This window comes from Cocleimonas flava (assembly GCF_004339015.1).
Classification (GTDB): domain Bacteria; phylum Pseudomonadota; class Gammaproteobacteria; order Thiotrichales; family Thiotrichaceae; genus Cocleimonas; species Cocleimonas flava.
Genome location: NZ_SMFQ01000002.1, coordinates 267043 through 290486 on the forward strand (window position 1 = coordinate 267043; position 23444 = coordinate 290486).

15 protein-coding genes and 8 tRNA genes are annotated in these 23444 nt (G+C 39.9%); 4 read left to right on the forward strand and 19 right to left on the reverse strand.

What is annotated here, in order from left to right:
* The first annotated feature begins 189 nt into the window (after positions 1 to 189).
* Positions 190 to 1599: a transglycosylase SLT domain-containing protein gene (locus EV695_RS01300; protein ID WP_131904115.1), complete on the forward strand. Its 1410-nt coding sequence runs from the start codon at positions 190 to 192 to the stop codon at positions 1597 to 1599.
* 71 nt (positions 1600 to 1670) lie between these two features.
* Positions 1671 to 2255, forward strand: coding sequence for a 5-formyltetrahydrofolate cyclo-ligase (locus tag EV695_RS01305; RefSeq protein ID WP_131904116.1), 585 nt, complete (start codon positions 1671 to 1673; stop codon positions 2253 to 2255).
* On the opposite strand, the gene EV695_RS01310 is transcribed toward EV695_RS01305, so the two are convergent.
* The 16 genes from EV695_RS01310 to EV695_RS01385 all read right to left on the reverse strand — a co-directional run bounded on the left by EV695_RS01310 (position 2252) and on the right by EV695_RS01385 (position 14395).
* Positions 2252 to 2860 (reverse strand): hypothetical protein, encoded by a 609-nt coding sequence (locus EV695_RS01310; RefSeq protein ID WP_131904117.1) that lies wholly within the window; start codon positions 2858 to 2860, stop codon positions 2252 to 2254. The genes EV695_RS01305 and EV695_RS01310 overlap by 4 nt on opposite strands.
* 2 nt (positions 2861 to 2862) lie before the next feature.
* Entirely contained in the window at positions 2863 to 4152 is a 1290-nt protein-coding gene (mtaB, locus tag EV695_RS01315; protein WP_131904118.1) for a tRNA (N(6)-L-threonylcarbamoyladenosine(37)-C(2))-methylthiotransferase MtaB, read from the reverse strand.
* 191 nt (positions 4153 to 4343) lie between these two features.
* On the reverse strand, positions 4344 to 6251 hold the full coding sequence (locus tag EV695_RS01320; protein WP_131904119.1) for a SurA N-terminal domain-containing protein: 1908 nt from the start codon (positions 6249 to 6251) through the stop codon (positions 4344 to 4346).
* A 332-nt stretch (positions 6252 to 6583) separates the two neighbouring features.
* Positions 6584 to 6660: transfer RNA gene (locus tag EV695_RS01325), tRNA-Asp, on the reverse strand.
* Between the two features lie 30 nt (positions 6661 to 6690).
* Positions 6691 to 6766 (reverse strand) — tRNA-Val (locus tag EV695_RS01330).
* 176 nt (positions 6767 to 6942) lie between these two features.
* Positions 6943 to 7019 (reverse strand) — tRNA-Asp (locus EV695_RS01335).
* A gap of 35 nt (positions 7020 to 7054) precedes the next feature.
* Positions 7055 to 7130: transfer RNA gene (locus tag EV695_RS01340), tRNA-Val, on the reverse strand.
* A gap of 38 nt (positions 7131 to 7168) precedes the next feature.
* Positions 7169 to 7441: an HU family DNA-binding protein gene (locus EV695_RS01345; RefSeq protein WP_131904120.1), complete on the reverse strand. Its 273-nt coding sequence runs from the start codon at positions 7439 to 7441 to the stop codon at positions 7169 to 7171.
* 302 nt (positions 7442 to 7743) lie between these two features.
* Entirely contained in the window at positions 7744 to 10194 is a 2451-nt protein-coding gene (lon, locus tag EV695_RS01350) for an endopeptidase La (protein WP_131904121.1), read from the reverse strand.
* 161 nt (positions 10195 to 10355) lie between these two features.
* On the reverse strand, positions 10356 to 11645 hold the full coding sequence (gene clpX, locus EV695_RS01355; protein WP_131904122.1) for an ATP-dependent Clp protease ATP-binding subunit ClpX: 1290 nt from the start codon (positions 11643 to 11645) through the stop codon (positions 10356 to 10358).
* 186 nt (positions 11646 to 11831) lie between these two features.
* Entirely contained in the window at positions 11832 to 12437 is a 606-nt protein-coding gene (gene clpP / locus EV695_RS01360; protein WP_424273794.1) for an ATP-dependent Clp endopeptidase proteolytic subunit ClpP, read from the reverse strand.
* A gap of 74 nt (positions 12438 to 12511) precedes the next feature.
* Positions 12512 to 13804 carry a trigger factor gene (tig, locus tag EV695_RS01365; RefSeq protein WP_131904124.1) on the reverse strand — a complete coding sequence of 431 codons (1293 nt, stop codon included), beginning with the start codon at positions 13802 to 13804 and terminating at the stop codon, positions 12512 to 12514.
* 104 nt (positions 13805 to 13908) lie between these two features.
* A tRNA-Leu gene (locus tag EV695_RS01370) sits at positions 13909 to 13993 on the reverse strand.
* A gap of 105 nt (positions 13994 to 14098) precedes the next feature.
* A tRNA-His gene (locus tag EV695_RS01375) sits at positions 14099 to 14174 on the reverse strand.
* 25 nt (positions 14175 to 14199) lie between these two features.
* Positions 14200 to 14276, reverse strand: a tRNA-Arg gene (locus tag EV695_RS01380).
* A 42-nt stretch (positions 14277 to 14318) separates the two neighbouring features.
* Positions 14319 to 14395, reverse strand: a tRNA-Pro gene (locus EV695_RS01385).
* Between the two features lie 422 nt (positions 14396 to 14817).
* On the opposite strand from EV695_RS01385, the gene folD reads away from it, so the two are divergent.
* Positions 14818 to 15672, forward strand: coding sequence for a bifunctional methylenetetrahydrofolate dehydrogenase/methenyltetrahydrofolate cyclohydrolase FolD (folD, locus tag EV695_RS01390; protein ID WP_131904125.1), 855 nt, complete (start codon positions 14818 to 14820; stop codon positions 15670 to 15672).
* A gap of 115 nt (positions 15673 to 15787) precedes the next feature.
* Here the strand turns inward: folD and EV695_RS01395 are convergent, their stop codons facing one another.
* A complete protein-coding gene (locus EV695_RS01395) occupies positions 15788 to 17140 on the reverse strand; it encodes an OmpP1/FadL family transporter (protein WP_131904126.1) in 1353 nt (450 codons plus the stop codon).
* A gap of 417 nt (positions 17141 to 17557) precedes the next feature.
* Here EV695_RS01395 and tgt point away from each other — a divergent pair, with 417 nt between their 5' ends.
* Positions 17558 to 18679 (forward strand): tRNA guanosine(34) transglycosylase Tgt, encoded by a 1122-nt coding sequence (tgt, locus tag EV695_RS01400; RefSeq protein ID WP_131904127.1) that lies wholly within the window; start codon positions 17558 to 17560, stop codon positions 18677 to 18679.
* A 133-nt stretch (positions 18680 to 18812) separates the two neighbouring features.
* Here the strand turns inward: tgt and EV695_RS01405 are convergent, their stop codons facing one another.
* Positions 18813 to 20225 carry a peptidoglycan-binding domain-containing protein gene (locus tag EV695_RS01405; RefSeq protein ID WP_131904128.1) on the reverse strand — a complete coding sequence of 471 codons (1413 nt, stop codon included), beginning with the start codon at positions 20223 to 20225 and terminating at the stop codon, positions 18813 to 18815.
* 725 nt (positions 20226 to 20950) lie between these two features.
* Positions 20951 to 23413: an ABC transporter permease gene (locus EV695_RS01410; protein WP_131904129.1), complete on the reverse strand. Its 2463-nt coding sequence runs from the start codon at positions 23411 to 23413 to the stop codon at positions 20951 to 20953.
* Between the last annotated feature and the right edge of the window lie 31 nt (positions 23414 to 23444).

Genomic DNA, 23444 nt, shown 5'->3' on the forward strand with positions numbered 1-23444 from the left:
AGCGACACAGAACAAACCCAAAACCAATATATCCCTTGAGATTAAGCCCATATCATACTATATTTGATAGTAATATCGGGGGATACCATAGAGTTACCTTTAGATGAAAATATCTTAAATATATAATTATTTTTATCTCTAAAAGTATACTCTATTTTTTTATAGCATTTAAAATTTAAGGGCGCGGGGATGAAAACCAACCACTCACCAATCAGGGTGACTATTACTTTTATTATATCAATTTTATCGATATATGGACTTCCAACCTTAGTTTCTGCTCAAAATCCAACCGATGACCAAAGCATTCTAAATGCGGCTCGAGCGCTAGGAGTTGTAAACAACGCAGCGAGAACACCTCAACAACAAACATACATCCCCAGAACACAAGCTACGAATAACCCTGCTGCAAATAGAGTTAAACATGACCCTTATGCTGCTAAACGTCAGCAAATTCTTAGACAAAATGCAGCAAGAAGAAAGGCGCACCAACAACGCATACAACAACTTCAAAGACAGCAATACCAAAAAGCGAACCTACAGAGAACTCAACAACAGAATTCGCAACATAACCTTTGGAATCGCGTTTACCAAGGCTTTAGATTCCGTGATTACAGACACCAACCGCTGGTAAAAAAATATACGCGCGAATTTTCCCGTAGCCCTCAAAGAATTCAACAACTAGCTGATCGTTCTTCTGATTACCTGTTTATGGTAGTAAACGAATTAAACCGTCGCAGAATGCCAACTGAATTAGCTTTACTCCCTTTTGTAGAAAGCGCATACAAGAATGTTGCCTTTTCACACGCGGGTGCTGCTGGCATGTGGCAATTCATACCTGCTACAGGTCGTAGGTATGGCTTAAAACAAACACGAAGCTATGATGCTAGATTAGACTCTCATCAGGCAACACGCGCTGCCCTGGACTATTTACAGCAATTAAATCGCGAATTTAAAGGCGACTGGCTTCTATCTCTGGCTGCCTATAACTGTGGTGAATACAGAGTTCACAGAGAGATCGCGAAAAACAGAAGCAGAGGCAAAAGAACAGATTACTGGAGCCTTGACCTTCCAAGAGAAACAAAGCAATACGTACCGCGTTTACTTGCATTTAAAGAGATATATCGCAACCCGAGCGCTTACCAGGTTCGCCTTAGAGGTATTCCAAACAGCCCTGCTCTAGCACGCATCAATGTAAACAAACCCGTAAATCTCAGAAAAGCAGCTGCTCGCGCAGGTGTTCCTGCAGACAAATTACTGGCTCTTAATTCTGGCTATCTGCACGGCATTACTACACCAAGATACTCAAACAAAATAACACTTCCTCGCAGATACGCTGGTCGTTTACACAAAGCGATACAATCACTACCTCCTGCGAAAGATGTACATAATATTACTGCTAGAAAATATGCCAAATCGCGTGGGAAACGCAGTAAGTTTCGCTACCATAAGGTTAGACGAGGCGATAACTTATTCCGTATTGCACGTAAACATGGAACAACAGTTAAACGCATAAAACGCCTCAACAAAATGAGAGGCAATAAAATCTGGCCAGGCAAGCGACTCATCATTGCCAAGAGCTCACGAAGAAGCTACTCTTAGTTATCAAAACCACCTTTTAGGTGGTTTTTTTATGTCCTTTTAATCTTCATTATTTTTAGCAATTCTTAATTATGGAACATCAACTCAGAGACTCTTTAAAGATAAAAAGATCATCGCTATCAAAGCAATCTCAAGCTAAAAAATCCAGAAAGATAGTTGAAACCGTTATATCCTCTGATGCTTACCAACACGCTAAAAAAATTGGCACTTACTATTCTGTCAAAGGAGAGGCCGACCCTGCTGATCTCATCAAGCTAAGCCAAAAAGAGGCTACAAATAAAACTTTCTATCTACCCGTACTTTCCTCAGACAAACAGCAAGGTTTGTTATTTGGCGAGTTAACGCCTAATACAAAATTTGAGAACAATAGATTTTCTATCCCCGAACCCATATTTGAAGAAAGCGACTTAATCAGTGGAGAACAATTAGACTTTGTATTAGTTCCACTTCTTGGCTTTGACAAAAATGGAAACAGACTTGGGATGGGCGGTGGCTTTTATGATCGATGCTTTGCTTTTAAAAAAAGCACACAAAATAAAACACTGCTAATGGGTTTTGCCTATGACTTTCAGGAAATAGATGAGCTTACCCCAGAAAACTGGGATGTAAGGCTCGATTTAATCGCAACTGAAACCCAGCTGATAGATTTGCGCTAGATTTGTTTTCCAGAATGTTTCTTCTCATCCTGAGGGATTGGATCACTTGGCATCATCAACGGCTTAGAGAGCTCTCTCTTTAATTCTTGCGTACCTTCTTCAATAACACGACCCAATTCATTCATCGACTCAGATAATGACTCATCCAGTCCTTTTACGCCTTCCTGCATCAAGCCATTCAACTGATCAAAAATATTATTTGCTGTGTATTTGACTACCGATGTCATCGATTTTTTAACATTCACGCGCCAACCGTGATTTGTTTTCACAAGAACAGTGACACCAGGCATTTTAATCCCTGACTCGCCCATTTCACTTGTATAGAGGACAGTTGAAACTTCCGACCGTGTCTCCCCTATCATTTGCTCGCCCAGTTCAAATCTTTCTGGATGTAGCTTATCGGTGTTCAAATACTTCAAATAATCAACCGTATCCCACGTTGCCATGATCTTGGCCGATTCCATATCCCTATCTTGAATCGCTTGCCAAAAAGCCTGACTCACTTGTTTTGGTGACTCTGCTTTATTCGCATTGCATGCAACCAGAGAAAATATAATGACCAGCATAGGCAACACACATACAAATTTTTTGAATGTGTTTTTCATTGTTACAATACCTTTCCCATTAATACGCTTTTAGTCGATGAGTAATCCAGAATCTGAGTTCGTTTTACCCTACCTTCTAATAAGACATCATTTTGCCCAATAGATTCAACACGACAGAAGTTTGGTGCGTAACCACTATAGACTAACTTACCCTCTTCATTGTTTTTCTGACCTTCCCACAAGACATCCACTTGTTGATTAATCTGCTGTTGATGAAAGTCTTTCTTTAACTCATCTGCTAACAAGTGAAGCTCGTGACTTCTTTGTTTTTTTATTTCATCAGCAATCTGATTTTGCAAACCCGCTGCTTTAGTTCCTTCTCTGGGAGAAAAAGCAAATATATGCATGTGACCGAAACCTATCGACTCAACATTTTTCAATGTAGAAGCCCATTCTTCATCTGTCTCACCGGGGAACCCAACAATAATATCTGTTGTTACATTAAACTCAGGGATTGCAGTTCTTGCCTGTTGAATAAGCGTCGAAAAATCTTCAACCTTGCAACGTCTAGACATGCGGCGCAAAACCGAATTTGCGCCACTTTGCAAAGGCAAATGCATATGCGGCATCAAACGCTTATTTTCAAACAAAGTAAAAAAGTCTTCAGGTAAATCCCAAGGCTCAACAGATGCAAAACGAATTCTAGGTATATCAGTATCTATCAAGAGAACTTTCACCAAATCAGTCAGCGAGCTATCAATATCACTACCATAACCGCCCACATGCACGCCTGTCAGCACAATCTCTTGAATACCTTGCTGATGCAAATGATTAACCTCATCAACGATATCGGCCATTGTACGGCTTTTTTCTTCGCCTCTGGCTACCGTAACAATGCAATAGGTACAGCGATAACGACAACCATCCTGAATTTTTATAAATGCGCGATGCTTACCCCTTAAAAACAAAGAAGACTCATCTGGCTCCATTGCATTTAATGGCATAGTATTCGCTGAAAACTCATCCATTACTTTTCTAGGCAACAGATCTTTATCCTGATTATTGACGACTAAATCCACACCAATTCGTGTTGCAACTTCCTTTTCTTCAAGTGTCGCGTAACAACCACTCACCACCAATTTAGATTGAGGGTTTTCACGATGCAAACGATTCATGAGTTTACGAGATTTCTTCGTAGCTTCGGTTGTTACAGCACAGGTATTAACTACCACCACATCGGCAACTTCGGCATCCTTGACTATCCTATGCCCTTCTCCTGTGAACTCTCTGGACCACTGCTCAAGCTCTGCTTCGTTGAGTCTGCAACCTAGTGCTTTTAAATGTATTTTCATGGCAAGTTTTGATCTTGGAATTAAAATAAAAAAGGAATAAATTGTAATCAGATTAACATTACATCAAACACAGAATCAATTAAGCCAATGCTCTTGCGAGTCATTGGCTTAAAAACCCCATATAAGTAGGGGGGTGTATTTAGCTTTAAAGAGCGATGAAACCAACTCTTCAAACAGTAAAAAGTGTTAATTTACTGAATGTTTTCTGGAAATAGCTCAACTTCAGCACTTTCACGCAATGACTTTAAAACAGCAGCCTGTTCACGAGATGACACCATCTGAGTAAAGCTATTTTTAAGATTATCATCTAGCTCTGTTGCTCCGTCTTTAACGCCAGTCAAAGCAATTAACACATAATCACCATCAGGAAGAATCGTATTCCCAAAGGTTTTCTTACCTGACTCAGGCTTATCCATGCTAAACAGTTTATCGATAATCGTATTATTTAAGCGCGTATCCGTACGCTTAACATCAGCAGTATTCTCAACCTTATCAGCACCAGCGCCGATAGACTCAAGCGCAGACCAATCTCCTGTTTCTTTTAGAGAAGCCAGCACAGACTCACCTTTTTCAATCAGCAGCTTACGCAATTTTTGACCTAATAAACTAGCCTTAATTTGCTCTTCCACTTCTGCCAAAGGTTTTTGCTCTGGAACTTTATGCTCCTGCAAACGAAGTACTGCTACTTTGGTAGGGTCAATTTCTATTAACTCTGAATTTTTCCCTTCATTTAATACTTCATCACTGTATGCACTTTGAATAAATGCTGATGAAGAATATTTCTTTTCAGGATTCGGTGTTTCACCGCGCTGAATCCAGTCAGAGGTTTCAACTTTTGCACCGATTGCATCAGCTGCACCGTCTAGACTGCTGTCATTTTCGAAAGCAAGAGTTTGCAATTGATCTGATTGTTCCAGGAATAATTTTTCAGCCTGCTCTCTTCTGTAGAGCTCTTCCACTTCAGTCTTAACTTCGTCGAATGATTTTTGTTTTGTTTCAACAATTTCGTTAAGCTTCAATATTTCAAAACCAGCTTCGGTTTTCACAACGTCTGACATCGCACCTTTTTCCAAAGCAAATGTTGCAGCTTCGAACAAAGGACCCATCTCGCCTCTTGCGATCAAACCCAGGTCTCCGCTTTTTTCAGCGGCTAACTTATCATCAGAATCCGTCTTTGCCGCATCTTCAAAAGTTTTAGTTCCTGCCTTAATTTCTTCATACAATGCTTTCGCTTTTTCTTCAGCCTTTGCTTCTGCACCATCTTCTTCACCAACTTTAATGAGGATATGAGAGACTTGGCGCTGCTCTGGGTCTGTGTAGCGACTCAAATTATCATCGTAAAAAAGCTTTAACGCATCATCATCAACAGGTATTGTTTTTGCTATTTCAGATTGTTCTAACAACACATAACTTACTTTAACTTTATCATTTGTCATGTAATTTGATAGATTCGCATCGTAATGCGCTTTAATTTCATCAGCAGTTACATCAACCTGAGATTCAAAATCAGCTTTTTTCAAAGTGTATGTTTCTGCATTTCTTTGTTGATTCTGCAACGCCTGATAGCGTGCTACTTCCTCAACAGGAAGAAAAGCAGCTTTGCTAATCGCCTGAGAGAATTGTTGATTAGAAATACTCGTTCTTATTTCTGTCTCAAAGCTATTTTTACTACGTCTTTGTGACTCCAGTAAAAGCTCATAGGTTTTAGGGTCAAACTGACCTTCTTTTTGAAACGCAGGAATATTTGCGATTGTGTCGTAAACTTCCTGGTTACTTGCTCGGTATCCATTATTCGCAGCTTCTTGTCTTAACAGCGCCTGATTAACAACCTGATCTAAAGCTTGTTGCTTTATAACATCTTCATTGAAACCTGGTGGCAGCGTTCCACCAAAGATTTGAGCCATTCTTTGGCGTTGTTGCAATACAAGATTTTGAACTTCTTGGACCTGAATCTCTTCACCGTTTACTGTTGCAGCAACCAAAGACCCACTTCCACCCAAATATGAACTGATACCAAATAGCGCAAAAGGAACTGCAATAAATCCTACGATTAAATATGCAACCCAACCTTTAGCTTTGTCATGAATATTTTGTAACATAATTTCTCTTTTGTGTTATCAAGTTAGATTACTGAAAAGCCCTATCTCAGTAATATAGTGTTATAAATTAAGCGCGTAATGATACCTTATGCGCCCGTAGTTACCAAGAAAGACAAGCTTTGCAAACGATAATATTTACAGTTAAACACCTTAAGACCTCGATTAAGAATAATAGAAAGATCAATTCAGTAAAAAAAGGCCTGTAAGTGGGGAGGTGGCTATTAAAATACTCGATTTTATGCGCGATCCTTTCCATCAATAAAGCCCACCTCAAATCAAAATCACTTTATTTTAAACAAAAAAAAGGATGCCCTAAGGCATCCTTTCTAATATGGCGGAGCGGACGGGACTCGAACCCGCGACCCCCGGCGTGACAGGCCGGTATTCTAACCAGCTGAACTACCGCTCCGGATCACATTTTTCTAAAAAAATGTAAAAATGGTGGGTGATGAGAGATTCGAACTCCCGACATTCGCCTTGTAAGGGCGACGCTCTACCAACTGAGCTAATCACCCACTAATCTGAAATCTACTGATTTCAAAATTACTAAAAATTGTCACCTTTTTAGTAAGTGGGAAAAACTTTAAAACTATTTTAAAACCATGTTGAAAATACAATTCTAACGAATGATAAAAACAACAAGATACTACTTTTTATTAAAAAAGGATGCCCAAGGGCACCCTTCTTAATATGGCGGAGCGGACGGGACTCGAACCCGCGACCCCCGGCGTGACAGGCCGGTATTCTAACCAGCTGAACTACCGCTCCGCATTACATTTTTTCTAAAAAAATGTGAAAAAAAATGGTGGGTGATGAGAGATTCGAACTCCCGACATTCGCCTTGTAAGGGCGACGCTCTACCAACTGAGCTAATCACCCACTGGATCGAGACCAACCATCTGGCCTCAGAAAGCGCGCTAGTTTACTGCATCTTTTAGAGCTTTACCAGCCTTAAATGCAGGATTATTTGCAGCTTTAATTTGGATAGTTTCACCAGTGCGTGGGTTACGTCCAGTACGTGCTTTACGCTCACGAACTAGAAATGTTCCGAAACCAATCATAGTAACTTGGTCGCCCTTTTGAAGAGCTTCAGTGATACTTTCTACAAAGCCTTTAAATGCTCTTTCAGTATCAGCTTTAGTTAGCCCTGACTTAGCAGCAACAGCATCAATTAGTTCTGATTTGTTCATAAAATTCTTCCTTTATGTAAATAGTGGCAATATTAATTTCATATTATAATTATTTATGACAATAATTATAATCGATAATAACAATGTAAATTAAAATCTCAATGTATTTCTTGAGTTATTAGTATATAAGCTATGTGGCATAAGCTCTGCCACATCTCACAAGCCGCACATTTATACCAGCGCGCATAGCAAGTTTCAACTCAAACTATCAAAAAATATAAATTAAATAGATTGATTTACGAATACCTGCCCAAAAACACGATAATATGCTTTCAGACAGGTATAAAACAGTGATTTACACGCTAGTGAGCGCGCGACTCTTCTTCCTGATCAGGATTATTTTGAGACTGGGTAGACTGATCTACATCGTCTTCAAGATCATCTTCTTCGTCAATTTCTTCTGGCATCGACTCTAATGCGATCTCTAAAACTTCATCTATCCACTTTACTGGCTTAATGCTCAAACCTTTTTTGACATTATCCGGAACATCAGCCAAATCTTTTTCATTTTCAGCAGGGATTAAAACAGTCGTTATACCACCACGATGCGCAGCTAATAACTTCTCTTTTAAACCACCAATAGGAAGCACTTCTCCACGCAAAGTAATTTCACCTGTCATCGCTACTTCTGCTTTTACCGGAATTCCTGTCATAGAAGAAACAATGGCAGTTACCATACCGACACCAGCACTTGGACCATCCTTAGGTGTTGCCCCTTCCGGAACATGTATATGCACATTCTTTTTCTTCAAGAACTTTTGTGTAATACCTAAATGACGAGAGCGACTTTTTACAACTGTCTCAGCTGCCTGGATAGATTCCTGCATTACTTTACCAAGACTACCCGTGCTCTTGACATGACCATTACCCGAAACAACCACAGATTCAATAGTGAGTAACTCACCACCAACAGAAGTCCATGCAAGTCCAGTTACCTGACCCACCTGATTCTTCTTATCTGCTTTACCGTAATCGAAGCGTTGCACACCTAAGTATTTAGAGATATTTCTTCCCGTAACAGATGTTTTCGTTTTCTTACCAAGTAAATGCTCACGAATAACTTTGCGACAGATTTTAGATACTTCTCTTTCCAGGCTACGAACACCAGCCTCACGAGTATAATGACGAATGATAGATAAAATTGCTGAGTCACTTATTGTAACCTCACCTTTTTCAACACCATTATCTTTAAATTGCTTAGGCACAAGGTAATTCTTGGCAATATTCAATTTTTCGTCTTCCGTGTAACCTGGAATACGAATTATCTCCATTCTATCAAGCAACGGACCTGGAATATTCATACTGTTAGACGTAGCAACAAACATTACGTCAGAGAGATCAAAGTCCACTTCAAGATAATGATCGGCAAAAGAATTATTTTGCTCAGGATCAAGCACCTCTAACATGGCAGACGCAGGGTCACCACGAAAATCGGTAGCCATCTTGTCAATTTCATCCAATAAGAACAGTGGATTACGTGTTTTAACTCGCGATAAATTCTGAATGATTTTACCTGGCAACGCACCTATATAAGTACGTCTATGACCACGTATTTCAGCCTCATCTCTCACGCCACCTAACGCCATACGCGTATAGTTACGACCTGTAGCTTTAGCCAAAGACTTGCCAAGAGATGTTTTACCAACACCAGGAGGACCAACCAAACACATGATAGGACCTTTTAGCTTCTTAACTCTTTGCTGTACCGCAAGGTATTCAACGATTCTTTCTTTAACTTCGTCTAAACCATAGTGGTCTTCATCAAGCACTTTCTGCGCCTTAGCAAGGTCTTTACAAATTTTAGACTTTTTACTCCATGGCAAACCAACCATCCAATCGATATAGTTTCTTACCACTGTCGCTTCTGCTGACATTGGAGACATCATCTTCAATTTTTTCAGTTCTTCTTCAGCTTTTTCTTTAGCTTCTTTAGGCATCTTCGCTTTTTCAAGCTTTTCTGCCAACTGCTCTAGCTCATTTGATGGTGCATCATCCAAGTCACCCAATTCTTTCTGGATAGCTTTCATTTGCTCATTAAGATAATACTCGCGCTGACTGCGATCCATCTGTTGCTTTACGCGACCACGAATTCGCTTTTCAACCTGAAGAAGATCAATCTCCCCTTCTACCAAACTAACCAGATGCTCTAAACGTTCTTTAACTGACGTAATCTCAAGAATCTTCTGCTTATCTGTAACCTTTAATCCAAGATGCGCAGCAATAGCATCAGACAAGCGATCTGGCTCATCAATACCGGACAAAGATGACAATATTTCAGGCGGAACTTTCTTATTTAAATTTACGTATTTGTCGAACAAATTAACAAGAGCTCGACTTAATAATTCTGTTTTTCTTTTATCAAAACTATCGTCTACAGGAATAACATCAATATCTGCAGTAAAGTATTCACCTTCGATATCCATAGACGCAATTTTTACACGCTCCACACCCTCTACGAGAACCTTCAAAGTGCCATCAGGCAACTTTAGAAGCTGCAAGATTGTAGCCAAAGTTCCTACTTCGAAAATATCATCTGGGCCGGGCTCGTCTACTTCTGCACTTTTCTGCGCAACAAGTAAAATTTGTTTATTGTTTTCCATTGCCTCATCAAGAGAACGAATAGACTTCTCTCTTCCAACAAATAATGGAATAACCATATGTGGGTAAACAACTACGTCTCTTAGAGTGAGAACAGGTATACCCTTAATATTCTTTTCAGCATTCGCTGTATTATTTTCTTTTTCAGTAGCCATTTTAGCCTCTTTTTTAAGCACCTCTGTATAATCACAGAAGTCTAATAGTTAGATTGGGACGCTTTAGAAAAAAATCAATACTTATATAAAATAAAGCCCCGCTAGTTTTCACTGCGAGGCTTTATTGAACATCTAATAAACAACTAACAGCTGTTGCTACTTCATTTAGATGATGATGCTTTCTTTTTGACGTCTTTACTTTCGTAAATAAGATACGGCTGAGATTCCCCGTTTACAACCGATTCATCAATAACAACTTTTGTCACATCTTTTTCTGAAGGAAGATCATACATAGTATCCAATAATATTTTTTCCATTATTGAACGCAATCCACGAGCGCCTGTCTTTCTTTCCATTGCCTTTTTAGCAATAGCATGTAGCGCATCGTCACGGAAATCTATCTCTGCCCCTTCCATATCGAATAGCTTTGTATACTGCTTAGTTAAAGCATTTTTTGGCTCAGTCAATATTCTCACAAGAGCATCTTCATTTAGCTCTTCAAGAGTAGCAATTACTGGCAAACGACCAACAAACTCAGGTATCAAACCATAGCGAACCAAGTCTTCTGCTTCAATTTCCTTGATTACATCACCAAAAGCTCGATCATCATCAGGCGCTTTAACTTCAGCCGAGAAACCAATACCACCTTTAGATGTTCTATCAAGAACCACTTTATCCAAACCAGAGAAAGCACCACCACATATAAATAAAATATTCTTAGTATCTACCTGCAAAAATTCTTGCTGTGGATGCTTACGACCACCTTGCGGAGGAACAGAAGCAACAGTACCTTCAATAAGTTTCAAAAGCGCTTGCTGAACACCTTCACCCGAAACATCACGAGTAATCGATGGATTATCAGATTTACGTGAAATCTTATCAATTTCATCAATGTAGACTATGCCTGTTTCTGCTTTAGCCACATCATAATCACACTTCTGTAAAAGCTTCTGAATGATATTTTCAACATCTTCGCCCACATAACCCGCTTCGGTTAATGTAGTAGCATCAGCCATAGTAAATGGAACATTCAACATTCTAGCCAACGTTTCAGCTAATAATGTCTTACCACTACCTGTTGGGCCAATTAATAGGATATTACTTTTAGACAACTCGATATCATCTTTCGATGAATTACTTTCCAGTCGTTTATAGTGATTGTATACCGCAACAGACAATACGCGCTTTGCAGCATTTTGATCGATGACATAATCATTTAAGAAATCATTAATTTCTTTAGGGATTGGAAGACTTCTCTTCTCACCTTCATCTTTTTCTTGCAACTCTTCAGTGATAATGTCGTTACATAAATCTACACATTCATCACAGATAAATACTGAAGGACCAGCAATTAATTTTCTAACTTCATGCTGACTCTTTCCACAAAAAGAACAATAAAGTAACTTGCCGTCACCTTTGCCATTTTGCCCATCTTTCTTATCTTTGCTCATTGACGAAAAACCTCAATTTTACTTTTCCCCTAATACCAACCCTAAAGTTAATCCTTATCTACTCAAATGTACAGTAAGAACAGATAAAGTCGGTTAATTATTTTATAGGCGAATAGTTGATATTCAACAATAAAAAAAGCCTGATGATTCAGGCTTTTAATAAAATTCTAGTCTATTTGAATAGCTTTACTTGCTTCTGCTATCTAATACATCATCAATCAGACCGTAAGCTTTAGCCGCTTGCGAATCCATAAAATTATCTCGATCTGTATCTTTCTCAATAGTCTTCAAACTTTGACCTGTATGATGAGCCAAAACAGAATTTAACTCTTTACGGATCTTAAGAATTTCTTTTGCATGGATATCGATATCAGAAGCCTGACCTTGAAAACCACCTAAAGGCTGATGAATCATCACTCTAGAATGAGGCAAAGCAAAACGCTTACCTTTTGCGCCACCGGCTAACAATACAGCACCCATACTAGCAGCTTGACCAACACACAATGTACTCACATCAGGCTTGATAAATTGCATGGTATCGTAAATCGCCATTCCAGCAGTAACAACTCCGCCCGGCGAATTTATATACATATGGATGTCTTTTTCAGAATTATCAGCTTCAAGAAAAAGAAGCTGAGCCATTACTGAAGTTGACATGTAATCTTCAACCTGACCAACAACAAAAATCACTCTTTCTTTCAGCATGCGCGAAAGAATATCTGAACCTCTTTCCTGACCACGCACGGTTTCAGTAACACCCGGCATTGGCAAGATACCATTTACACCGAGCATTTCATCTTGAAAACGAGTATTTGACATATTATTTCCTTTAAACATTGATTATATTATTTTTAAAGTAAAAACAATTAAGCCTGAGCATTCATAAGATCTGTAAATTTAACAGTCTCTTCTTCTACCTTAGCCTTATCTAACACCCAATCTACGATCATTTCTTCCATAACCGCAGCTTCGATAGTTTGCATTGCCTGCTGATCACTTCGATAGTATTCGATTAATGCCTGTGGATCTTCATAGCTTGCAGCTAAAGAATTCAACATATCATCAACACGCGCCTGATCTTTTTCTAGTTTGTTCTTAGTGATAACTTCACCAACAATCAAACCTAGCTTTACACGGCGCGCAGCCTGATCTTTAAACATATCATCAGGTAAAGATGACATATCAGCACCTTGAGAATTCTGTTCCATCTCGCTACGTACTTGCTTGATTTCATCTTCAACTAAAGATGTAGGCAGATCAATTTCATGCAAGTCGTGCAAACCTTCCATTACGGACTGTTTGATTCGACTTTTAATACGCTGCTCAACTTCACGCTGCATATTAGATTTGATTTCAGCCTTGAAGCTCTTGCTTGTTCCATCTTCTACGCCAAACTTTTTGATGAAGTCCTCATCAACTTTTGGTAACGAAGGAGCACTTACTGTCTTAACGTTCAATGTAAACTGCGCAGTCTTGCCTTTAAGGTTTTCTGCTGGATACTCTTCAGGGAATGTAACATCAGCTTCTTTTTCAGAACCTGGCTTCATTCCGGTTAGTGCATCTTCAAAGTCTTGAAGCATACGGCCCGCGCCAAGCTCAACAGAGAAGTCTTGAGCAGCTCCGCCCTCAAACTCTTCACCATCAATTTTTCCGTTAAAGTCGACAACCAGAAGATCACCTTCTTTAGCAGCGCGTTTAACTTCTTTCCAGTCTTGCTGTTGTTTACGCAATGTTTCGATCATTTCATCAACATCAGCAGCAGCTAATTTTACAACTGGCTTAGTCACAGTCATTTTTGAAATATCGCCGATTTCGAATTCAGGATAGATATCAAAAGTTGCAGTGTACTCGAGGTCTTTACCAGGCTCTAAAGTAGTCGCATCAATTTTAGGCATTCCAGCTACTCTTAGCTTTTCCTGCTCTGCGGCTTCATAAAAAGTAGACTGAAAAATCTCACCAACAACTTCTTGATAAACAGAATCACCGTATTGTTGACTAACAACACTCATTGGCACTTTTCCAGGACGGAAGCCATCGATCTTGACTCTACCGCGCATAGACTTTAGACGCTTATCTACTTCCCCGTCAACGCGCTCTGCTGGCACAGTTATTGATAATTTACGTTCGATATTTCCGGTAGTCTCGACTGAAACCTGCATGCAATAAACCTCATCTCAAGCCACACGAAATGCCCTGAGTTCTTCTTATGGTTGAATAAAAGTTTAATAAAAGCCTGTTATAAAAACAGGCTTATTATAAATAATGGTGCGAAAGGAGAGACTCGAACTCTCACATCCTAAGATACTGGTACCTAAAACCAGCGCGTCTACCAATTCCGCCACTCTCGCAAAAAGAAAGCGATTATACAGTGCATTTCAATGCTTGTATAACCTGAATAAAGAAAAAAGCGTGATTAAAACAAAACTACTTCTTTTCTTTAATTTAAAAAAATCTGGGGTGGGTAATGGGACTCGAACCCACGACGACCGGCATCACAAGCCGGGGCTCTACCAACTGAGCTATACCCACCATAAATCCATGGCTAACCACTTAATGGCGCGCCTGGCAGGACTCGAACCTGCAACCTACGGCTTAGAAGGCTGTTGCTCTATCCAGTTGAGCTACAGGCGCAATATTAAAGTCCACCACGTACATCTATTCAATGCTGTAAATTGGTCGGGGTAGAGAGATTCGAACTCCCGACATCCTGCACCCAAAGCAGGCGCGCTACCAGACTGCGCTATACCCCGACACATCGCTATTAAACATAAATAATAGCTACTACCAAAACAGCAGAGCGCGAATGATACGCATCAATATAACCCTCGTCAACCCAATATTTGCAGATATTTTAAGTTTAAATCTTTCTGACATAATTTAATGAGAAAAAAACCTGTTTTCATTCTATTTTCTATTTTAAATATTTTACCTAGATCCCTGCAAACACTCGCTAGAAGCGGCCATCTTAAGATAAGCCTGACTTATTGGTTCATAAGCTATATATCATTTGTTTCATCCTGAATTTCTACATACGATACTTTCCAACAGCCAACAAGGTTTTATTATCGGCATTAAAGCTAATAAACTTCTCGTTTGGCTCTTGTAATGTCGTAAAAAAACACGCTTAATTTACAACTAATAGCAACGTTTAAACATTTATTGGATATCTAGTATGTCGGCTAAAATCATTGACGGAAAAAAAGTTTCTGCAGAAGTAAGAAACGAACTAAAAACAGCAATTGATGCGAGAAACGCTCAAGGTAAACGCCCACCAGGGCTTGCTGTAATTCTTGTAGGTAATGACCCTGCCTCTGAAGTATACGTAGGCCATAAACGCAGAGCATGTAACGAAGTTGGTATTTATTCTCGATCTTACGATTTACCAGAAGAAACCACTCACAACGAACTTGTTTCTCTGATCGACCAACTTAATAAAGACCATTTTATCGATGGCATACTGGTTCAACTCCCATTACCCGAACATTTAGACGCGTCGTTAATTATTGAACGCATTGACCCAAGCAAAGATGTTGATGGCTTTCACCCAGTAAATGTAGGGCGTTTAACCTTACGCATACCCGGCCTTCGACCATGCACCCCTTATGGAATAATGAGATTACTCGAATCTATCGACGTAAACCCCAAAGGATTAAATGCTGTTATTGTCGGCGCATCAAACATTGTTGGTAGACCAATGATGTTAGAGCTATTGCTTCAAGGTGCTACTGTCACCGTATGTCACCGCTTTACTAAAAATACACCAGAACTAGTATCTCAAGCTGATCTTGTTGTGGTTGCTGTCGGTAAAGCCGGCCTTGTAAAAGGCGATTGGATAAAACCAGGCGCTGTTGTTATTGATGTTGGTGTTAACCGACTAGAAGATGGAACATTAGCAGGAGACGTAGAATTTGACGTTGCGGCAGAGAAAGCCTCATGGATTACACCTGTTCCCGGTGGTGTTGGCCCTATGACTGTTGCCATGCTAATGAAAAACACATTAACAGCCTGTGAAAAGCACCAGTTTTAAGCATTAAACATAATTAAGTCACCCCCCTACTTTTAGGCACTTTTTTGCCAAAAGCAGGGGGAGTGTGAATCACTCAATCTCTATAAATTACTCAATACTTTTCCAAAACAAAAACCTAAAAGTTTTTAGTGTAAGCAATACCAAATGAATTCTGACTCATACTAATATCTGCCGCAGTAACATCAGTCATTGGATTTGGTCCGACCTGAATAACCGACCCCGGAGAAGCCGGCCCCTGAGCCGTTAAGGTACCATCTCCTTTGATTTTATTCTCAAAAGCATGCATATACTGGAACGTTAAATTAGATGTTTTTGATAACTTATAATCCATACCTAAGGTTATATGATCTTCAACGGTGGCAGGAGCTAAGACATTAAACGCTGTTTCTGTTTCAGGTATCGGAGATTTACCATGGTTATATCCCGCTAAAAGCGTCAATCGGTTATTCAACTGATGCTTAACACCCAATTTGATAATATTCTGATCTTTCCAACCAAAGCCCGCACCGTCGTCATCACCTAGTTTTGGACCTTGCAAATCAGCTGGAGCAACTCCTTGTAATAACTGCCCTTGTAACTGCGCGGTATTATTCTTATTAGAAATAGAAGCAACGTCGGTATAATTGATATGCGCAAAGTCTAAAGCTATCGTTGTTTTAGGTGTAGCTTTAAACGAAAGACCTGCGGTAATCATACTTGGTATATCAAAGCGACCTTGCTCTGCCAATAGACCACTGTAATTATCAAATTTACTCATCTTGGTCTTACCACGATAGGCCAAACCAAGGGTTAATTTATCGTTTACCTGACCTTGCCACCCAAGCGAAATACCTGCACCCGTAGAGCCATCGTAGCCATTATTGGAAAGATTATTTGCATCACTACTGAACGGCGCAAAAGAATCTACACCACCTATTTTGATTCGCTGATAAACAAGGTTAAGAGAAGCACCAATACTATTCTTTTCTCCCAGCTTCATTGACACACTAGGTGCGACAAATAACTGAGAAAAATCGATACCGGTATTATTAGTCTGACTAAAAATGGGACGATCATAAGTCGCATTCATACCACCATTTCCGTAAGCCGCAATTCCTACCGAAAACTTATCGTTTAAATGCTTTTGAAAAGCCACTTCCGGGATGGGGAAATTGCTATCATCATTACCATCGAGACTGGCACCTGAAATGGATGGATTAAACTCAGGCGAATCATAACTCGTACCTCTATCAGGAACAAAAATATCCAAACCAGCCGTCCAGTTATTCGCACCGAATGATAATGCTGCTGGATTTGTCGCCATATTCATCGCGTTATCACTACCTGCAACTGCGGTTCCACCCATCGCTTTTTGTATAATTCCGAAACCATGCGATGCATAACCATTAGTTGCATTCGCTGAGGTAGACAATAAACATGCCACAGCGACTGAGGTCGCTAGTATTGATTTTTTTAACTGATGCTCCATCGATTCTCTCCTGTTTGTTTTTTATATTTCATCTTTTTTCATTCCCTTACAAAGAGTGTCAGAATTAACCAATACCAACAATACACATTTGTGGATAGGTTTTTTATAGCTAGGCTATTGATTTAAATAATATTATTAAATAATAATATACTTCTATTCCACATATACATAGACGGTAGCCTTACCCAACCACCTTTTTTACTTTTTTTACACCCCCCTACTTTGGGGCACTTTTTTATAACAATTATTCTTTTTAATTATTTCAAGTATCAATGAGACCTCTGCCCTAGATGACCCATGAAGAATTATTTACGAATATTTAATCAATAAGCCAGCGATTGCCCAACAAAGTTGTGCATCTATACAAAAGAACAATTAACATACGCCATTTGTACAATTTAACCTAAAGTGCCACTCATGGATTTCACACTCAAACATTCAGATAAATCGAACAACAACCTTGCCAGAAGAGGAGAACTAAACTTCCCTAGAGGAACCGTTCAAACCCCTGCTTTTATGCCCGTAGGAACTTACGGCACAGTAAAATCAATGAAACCCGAAGAGATTAAAGACCTCGGCGCCGAGATAATACTTGGAAATACGTTTCACTTAATGCTTAGGCCAGGTACTGACATTATCGAAAAGCATGGAGATCTGCACGACTTCATGAACTGGGATAAACCCATCCTTACGGACTCGGGCGGATTTCAAGTATTTTCTCTGGCAAAAATGCGCAAGATTACTGAAGAAGGCGTTCACTTTAGATCACCTGTGAATGGCGACAAGGTATTACTGTCACCAGAAGTATCCATGGACATCCAACGCAAGCTGGGATCCGATATCGTGATGATATTTGACGAATGTACGCCTTATCCAGCGGGCTTGTCTGAAGCACGCGAATCTATGGAGTTATCCTTACGCTGGGCTAAACGCAGCAAAGAAGCGCACGCAGACAATCCTTCAGCGTTATTTGGCATAGTGCAAGGCGGCATGCACGCAGAACTCAGAACGACTTCTGCACAAGGTTTACAGGAAATAGGATTCGATGGTTACGCTATAGGAGGACTGTCTGTTGGCGAACCGAAAGATGAAAGAGACCACGTATTAGAGGTAACCACCCCCCTACTTCCAGCCGATAAACCCAGATATTTAATGGGCGTTGGCAAACCTGAGGATATTGTAGAATCAGTTAGGCGTGGTGTAGATATGTTTGATTGCGTGATTCCAACCAGAAATGCGAGAAATGGATTTTTGTTTACACGCTTTGGCGAATTAAAACTTCGCAATAGCAAACATCAAGCTGACACAGGGCCTATCGATCCTGAATGTGGTTGCTACACCTGTCAGAACTATTCTCGTTCTTACCTACGTCATCTGGACAAATGCAGCGAAATGCTCGGTGCGCACCTGAATACGGTTCACAACCTGTATTACTATCAGGAACTGATGAGAGGAATACGCGCCGCCATCGAAAACGATAGTTTTGATGCATTCGCTGATGATTTTTATGCACAAAGAGAAAATAAAGAGAACGTCTAATTCTCAGCAGCAACCTCTAATATCACCAAAGTCACCCCCCTACTTTGGGGGCTTTTTTTAATATAAAAAAAGCAGACACAAAAAAGCCGCGAATTTCGCGGCTTTTTTAATACTTACTAAAACGAAGTGTTGTTTACATTACACCAAGCTTTTCAAGTGTATCGATAGTCAAACCGCCAGTAGCAAGTCCGTTATCTTTCTGGAATCTTTCAACAGCAGACATTGTGCCACGTCCAACATTACCATCTACAGCACCGGTATAAACACCAGCGTCTTTAAGCGCTTGTTGGATTCTTTTGTTGATATCAGGACCCATGTTCGTCTTACAAAGAACACGACGCCATTCTAAACGCTCGCTAGAAACTTTCGCACGCTTTTCAACAGTGTTGTATTCCGCAGGAATAGTTGTACGAATTTCTTCTGCTTCTGTAGCAACATTACTTACTTTGATTAGCTTGGCAACTGGCTCAACTTTCTCTTCTTCAATTGCAGCAGGTGTATCGATCACTAACTTCTTAACTTTAGTGAACTGAGCTGGAATTTCTTTAAGACAAATCTGGTTTCCAGTATAAGTACCCTCACCATCAACTGCCGCGCCTCTCCATGTGAAGCTTGCATCAGATACTTTGTTCGTTAGAGTAATTTTCTTGTACTCAGCAGGTATCTTAACTTTATCGATGGTTGCATCGCTAACTAGCTTAGATACTTTAACGCCTTTAGCTTCTTCAGGTACTTCAACTAGATCAATTGTTGAAGGAGTCTTAAGAACAGTCTTCTTGATGATCTTGTATTTAGCAGGAACCTGGATCAAACACATGATCTCACCAGTAGAGTTATCAATCTTAGTGATTGGGCCGTCACCCTTCTTCCATACCGCTTTAGCTGGCTCGATTTCGATTTTTTCTTCGATAGTCTCGTATTCAGCAGGCTTGTAAACCTTCTTCTTGCTTGCTTGCTTAACAACTACAGTCTCTTCAGTTTCTTCGAACTGTGCTGCAGCTACTTTGATTTCTTCTGACTCTTCCTTAACAAGTACTTCTTTTTCAGTCTTTTCGTACTTTGCAGGAACATAGTATTCTTTGAAACACTCACCGATTGCTGCACTAGAAATATCAATACTGTTTGTTTTAGCTGCTGCTAGTAACGCAGGGCTTGCAGGAATACCTTTTTTACCAAGACTTGTAACCCACTCTGTGCTTGCTTTAGCCACTTCAACTTCTTCAAATTCTTCGCGGAATTTAGCAGGAATGACTTTAACTTTAGTGAAACCTTCTTTAGCAATGATTGATTTTTCTGCTTCATCAAAAACAGCTGGCTTAACTTCAACTTTTTCAGATTCTGGCTTGATTAGTACTTGTTCAGTTTTTGTTTCATATTCTGCTGGTACAATTACTTTCGCATAACACTCACCAGGTTTAGCGTCAGGTAAAGTATCTGTAGCATCAATTCTATCTTTTTCTTCTTCGCTATGAGAAGCAGCCATTGTCTGTGTAGCAGGTAGCAAAAGCGCCAATACGGCTGCTGAAGCAAAAGTTTTAGTGAACATTTGAAACTCCTTAATTTTTTTTAACTTTGATGGTTACAAGTTATTCTTGGCTTTAAGCCCACAATATTTTTTCCGAGCCGAATAACAGATTTTGCAAGGATAATCCATTAGTCACTAATGAGCAACCGTCTATCGCCTTATACGCAAAGGTATTGCTCTTAATTCAAGTCGATTTTACAGAGTGTTTTACTTGAAAATGACATTAACAAGATTAAAGCAATAATAAAAACAGACGACGCTTAACGATGAAAACTCAGTTTATTTTACGGACGTTATTATTCCGCTAGAATTTTAAAGGCAACACCAACAAGAATGTTGAAATTTACAATCGATAAGCTAAAGAATTTTTCCCCTAATGGATGAATCACATCTACAAAACTGTAGCTTTGGGCAATATTAAACCCTAAGAAGTTCCGTAAAAAAATAATTTTTTTACACTCCTTCTCTTTTTAAGATAAATCACAGCAACTGAAATATTTCACAGAGGTGTCACGCTTACTTTGATTAAATGCTCACTTCACGAATAAACCAAGAAAAATGCGTTAAGCATTATTTGATAACTTAAGAAAACAAAATATTTATTCCAGCTTCAATAATAGGACTAAATAAAGCCTTAAAAACCCAAGGTTATTTATTCTGTAATTTATACATCGCTAACCTAACAGGTGATTTCTGCTGATACTTCACAACAGAAATCTAAGCAAACGCATCTAATCCAGGATTAATTAACGAAACAAAGAAACCGGTACAACCGACAATAATCCTCTGACATTTAAATAGCCTGCAATACTTACAAGTACAGCCCCTAAAGCAGTCCCGAGAATGATCAATCCTAAATTGAACTGCGGCGTTAATTCAAATAATTGATAGGCCGCTACGTTACCAGCAATCAATGCTAGTACAGCAGCGAGAAAACCTGCCAAACCGCCAATCATGGCAAACTCAAGAATAAGGTTGCGACGTAAATACGCTCTATTAGCACCCAGTGATTTCAGTATTGCCAGCTCTTTTCTTCTTAGTGCTTTTTGTGACTGTAAGGCTGCGAATAAAACCACTACACCTGCGACTAACGTAAATAGAAATATTCCCTGCACAGCGAAAGCAGCTTTATTAATCAAATCACGAACCTGAGTAAGAATTGCGCTGATATCAATATCCGTCACACTAGGGAATTTCTTGATTAGATTCGGTAATACTTCAGGTTTACTTTCATCGAGGTAAATACTGGTGATAAATGTTTTCGGGTAATTATCAAAAGCCTGTGGAGCCGCTAATACGAAAAAATTCGGCTTCATGCTATCCCATTGAACGGTTCGCATACTGGTAATGGTTTCGACAATGCGCTGACCTGCGATATCAAAGGTCAGTTTATCCCCCATTTTCACACCTAGATTATCAGCGATACCTTGCTCCATAGAAAAACCGGACTGCGCGCCTTTCTCGAACCATTTACCCGCAGTTATCATATTACCCTCGGGCATTTCCGCGCTTGCCGATAAATTAAATTCACGGGTTAATAAACGTTGCGCACGTTGGTTCTCTGCATATTTTGCATCATATGGCGATATTGCTTTGTCGTTCACTTCCACTAAACGGCCGCGCACCATTGGATATATAGGTGCTTCGGTATTATCTTTAGCGAGCAATTCTTTTAAGGGCTGAACTTCATTCGGTTGAATATTAATCAGAAAATGATTAGGCGCACCCTCAGGAAGACTCGCTTGCCAACGATCAATCAGATCACTACGTAAGGTGGTTAATAATAATAAACTAAATAAACCCACACCAAAAACGACCACCATCAACGCCATGCGACGATTGGCTTTGGGCAGATGCCAGCGTTCACCTAGTTTACGAATCAGTTTTAGCAACAATAAAGCACACACCCAAAAAACGGCTAACGCAATCATCACTGCTACCAGCAAGTACAAACTCAATTTAATATCTGCCGTTTGTAACCACATCAAACCGAGCACTGATAAAGACAAGCTTATAAAAGGCAACAATAATGGCGCTTTTGACGCGCTACTCGCACGTTGAAGTATTTGCACAGGCGCTGTTTTAACCAGTTGTAAAAGATGAGGCGCAGAAAAACCAATAACCAACACTTGTGCGGTCAGCAACCCTACCCAAACCGGCATCCAGCCTGTACTGGGCAATTCCTGACCGATAAAGTCCTGTAAATAACTGGCAAGAAAGAACTGGATAAAGAAGCCCAGTATGGATCCAACAATTCCGGCAATGAGTGCCACAATCAATAACTGAGATAAATAGTGTTTTGTCACCTGCCAGCGAGATGCACCCATTGTTTTAAGCACCGCAACTGCTGATGTTTCGTGTCTGGTCAGGCTGTAACTGCTTAGCGCAATACCAGCACCGGCTAAAATCACAGCCAGTAATGCCGCCATTTTCAGAAAACGTTGCCCACGTTGTAGGGCTTGCTGGATGGCTGGCATGCCGTCTTCTAGTGTTCGAATTTTCTCACTTCGCGTTAATCGTGGTTTCAACCAACTACGAAAAGAATCTATTTGCGCTTCATTACCAGCAAATAAGAAACTGTAATTTGCACGACTTGCCGCGGTTAAAAGCCCTGTTTCAGGAAGTTGTGCCAAAGGCATGATCAATGTAGGTGCAAACTGAAAGGCATTACTCGCCTGATCCGGCATCTTATTAATGATTTTCGCCAGTACCTTCTGGCTTTTGCCTAGCTGTACTGAATCTCCTGCACCGGTTCCCAATGAAACAAACAATTTATTATCCGCAATGATTTCATTATCAGCCAAGGTATCAATGCGAGTTGCTTTAGTCACCCCCCCACTTACAGCGCTTGTTTCTATTTCTCCGTGTAACGGATATTTATCCGATACGGCTTTAACCTGGGCTAATTGAAATTTCTCACCGCGCGACACCATGCTACGAAAAGAAACCGTACTGGCTGTACTCAAGCCTCTTTTTTCGGCTTCTTCCATATAAGAATCATCAATCGGACGTGTCGATACGATCACCATGTCGCCACCCAGTAATTGCGTAGCCTGAACATTCATCGCACGATCTGCACGATCTGTAAAAAAACCGACAGATGTAACAGCAACAACCGCTACCAGTAATGCCAAAAATAATAAGCGAGTTTCTGCGAGACGCCAGAAACGTTTAGTCTGAATCAAAAACTGTTGAAGTAGAGAAATCATTTCTGTGTTGTTATCCGCTATTATTTTTTGT

Coding starts and splice junctions, on each gene's coding strand:
- tgt (WP_131904127.1), top strand. CDS start 17,558: ATGGATTTCACACTCAAACATTCAGATAAATCGAACAACAACCTTGCC.
- EV695_RS01300 (WP_131904115.1), top strand. CDS start 190: ATGAAAACCAACCACTCACCAATCAGGGTGACTATTACTTTTATTATA.
- EV695_RS01345 (WP_131904120.1), bottom strand. CDS start 7,441: ATGAACAAATCAGAACTAATTGATGCTGTTGCTGCTAAGTCAGGGCTA.
- EV695_RS01320 (WP_131904119.1), bottom strand. CDS start 6,251: ATGTTACAAAATATTCATGACAAAGCTAAAGGTTGGGTTGCATATTTA.
- mtaB (WP_131904118.1), bottom strand. CDS start 4,152: ATGAAAATACATTTAAAAGCACTAGGTTGCAGACTCAACGAAGCAGAG.
- folD (WP_131904125.1), top strand. CDS start 14,818: ATGTCGGCTAAAATCATTGACGGAAAAAAAGTTTCTGCAGAAGTAAGA.
- EV695_RS01395 (WP_131904126.1), bottom strand. CDS start 17,140: ATGGAGCATCAGTTAAAAAAATCAATACTAGCGACCTCAGTCGCTGTG.
- clpP (WP_424273794.1), bottom strand. CDS start 12,437: ATGCTCGGTGTAAATGGTATCTTGCCAATGCCGGGTGTTACTGAAACC.
- EV695_RS01410 (WP_131904129.1), bottom strand. CDS start 23,413: ATGATTTCTCTACTTCAACAGTTTTTGATTCAGACTAAACGTTTCTGG.
- EV695_RS01305 (WP_131904116.1), top strand. CDS start 1,671: ATGGAACATCAACTCAGAGACTCTTTAAAGATAAAAAGATCATCGCTA.
- tig (WP_131904124.1), bottom strand. CDS start 13,804: ATGCAGGTTTCAGTCGAGACTACCGGAAATATCGAACGTAAATTATCA.
- EV695_RS01310 (WP_131904117.1), bottom strand. CDS start 2,860: ATGAAAAACACATTCAAAAAATTTGTATGTGTGTTGCCTATGCTGGTC.
- clpX (WP_131904122.1), bottom strand. CDS start 11,645: ATGAGCAAAGATAAGAAAGATGGGCAAAATGGCAAAGGTGACGGCAAG.
- EV695_RS01405 (WP_131904128.1), bottom strand. CDS start 20,225: ATGTTCACTAAAACTTTTGCTTCAGCAGCCGTATTGGCGCTTTTGCTA.
- lon (WP_131904121.1), bottom strand. CDS start 10,194: ATGGCTACTGAAAAAGAAAATAATACAGCGAATGCTGAAAAGAATATT.